At 66.3% G+C, this 1,364-nt stretch carries 1 protein-coding gene and 2 pseudogenes; 2 read left to right on the forward strand and 1 reads right to left on the reverse strand.

What is annotated here, in order from left to right; translation table 11 throughout:
• Positions 1–107: pseudogene (locus tag E2L08_RS16780) on the forward strand (IS5/IS1182 family transposase); the annotation flags it as partial.
• A 213-nt stretch (positions 108–320) separates the two neighbouring features.
• The gene (locus E2L08_RS16785) at positions 321–1,250 is read left to right on the forward strand and encodes a nucleoside hydrolase (protein WP_133398226.1); all 930 of its coding nucleotides are present in this window, start codon (positions 321–323) and stop codon (positions 1,248–1,250) included.
• 9 nt (positions 1,251–1,259) lie between these two features.
• Here the strand turns inward: E2L08_RS16785 and E2L08_RS16790 are convergent.
• Positions 1,260–1,364: pseudogene (locus E2L08_RS16790) on the reverse strand (IS5/IS1182 family transposase); the annotation flags it as partial.

Here is a 1,364-nt window from a genome sequence, read left to right on the forward strand (position 1 = left end):
TCGGCAGGCTCAAGGACTGGCGCCGGGTGGCCACGCGATACGACCGGTGTCCGAAGGTCTTCCTCTCGGCCATCGCTCTCGCCGCCACGGTCATCTACTGGCTATGAGTCCTGACCCTAGAGCGCGATCTCAAGCGGGCCCGGAGGCAAAAAGATCGGGACTCTGCGAAAGAAATCAGGAGGCAACTTCGTGAAAGAAGGGCTGAACTGGAAAGTATCCAGGCAGAGCTGAAACTCGCGAAAAGTCGTGTCTTGCACAGAGGCCCAGGCGAAGAAATGCCTGGCTCCAGCGAGTAGGTATAGGTATTTGAGGCCAGCCCCATGAAGATCATCATCGACACCGACCCCGGACAGGACGACGCCGTCGCGATCCTCATGGCGCTGGCCTCGCCCGAGATCGAGCTGCTCGGCCTGACCGCCGTGGCCGGCAACGTCCCGCTCGAGCTGACGGCCCGGAACGCCCGCATCGTCTGCGAACTGGCCGGCCGACCCGATATCGCGGTTTTCGCCGGCTGCGACCGGCCGCTCATGCGCACGCTGGTGACGGCCGAACACGTCCACGGGCGCACCGGGCTCGACGGGCCGGACCTGCCCGATCCGACGATGCCGCTGCAAGAGGCGCATGCCGTCGATTTCCTGATCGAGACGCTGCGGCGCGAGCCCGCGGGCACGGTGACGCTCTGCCCGCTGGGTCCGCTCACCAATATCGCCGTGGCATTGGCCCGCGCGCCCGACATCGCGCCGCGCATCGCCCGCATCGTGCTGATGGGAGGGGCCTATTTCGAGGTCGGCAACATCACCCCCACCGCCGAATTCAACATCTATGTCGACCCCGAGGCCGCCGATATCGTGTTCCGCGCGGGCGTGCCGCTGACCGTCCTGCCGCTCGACGCGACGCACAAGGCGCTGGTCACGACGGCGCGCAACGACGCCTTCCGCGCGCTCGGCACGCCGGTGGGCCGGACCGTGGCCGAGATGACCGATTTCTTCGAGCGGTTCGACCTCGCGAAATACGGCAGCGACGGCGCGCCGCTGCACGACCCGACGGTGATCGGCTGGCTTCTCGCGCCCGAGCTGTTCCGCGGCCGCGAGATCAATGTCGAGATCGAGACCCGCTCGGACCTGACCCGCGGCATGACCGTGGCCGACTGGTGGGGCGTCACCGACCGACCCGCCAACGCGCTCTTCATCGGCGATCTCGACGCGGACGGGTTCTTTTCCCTGCTGACCGAACGGCTTGGCCGGCTCTAGGGTCAGGATTCATAACCAGAACATGACGGTTGCGGCGAGGGCGATGGCGGAGAGGAAGACCTTCGGGCATCTGTCGTAGCGGGTGGCGATGCGACGCCAGTCTTTCAACCTACC

It is taken from the genome of Palleronia sediminis, from assembly GCF_004358695.1.
In the GTDB taxonomy this organism is placed as follows: Bacteria; Pseudomonadota; Alphaproteobacteria; order Rhodobacterales; family Rhodobacteraceae; genus Palleronia; species Palleronia sediminis.

What these genes read in the sequence shown, in the direction of transcription:
- E2L08_RS16785 (WP_133398226.1), top strand. Translation starts at nt 321, where the DNA reads ATGAAGATCATCATCGACACCGACCCCGGACAGGACGACGCCGTCGCG.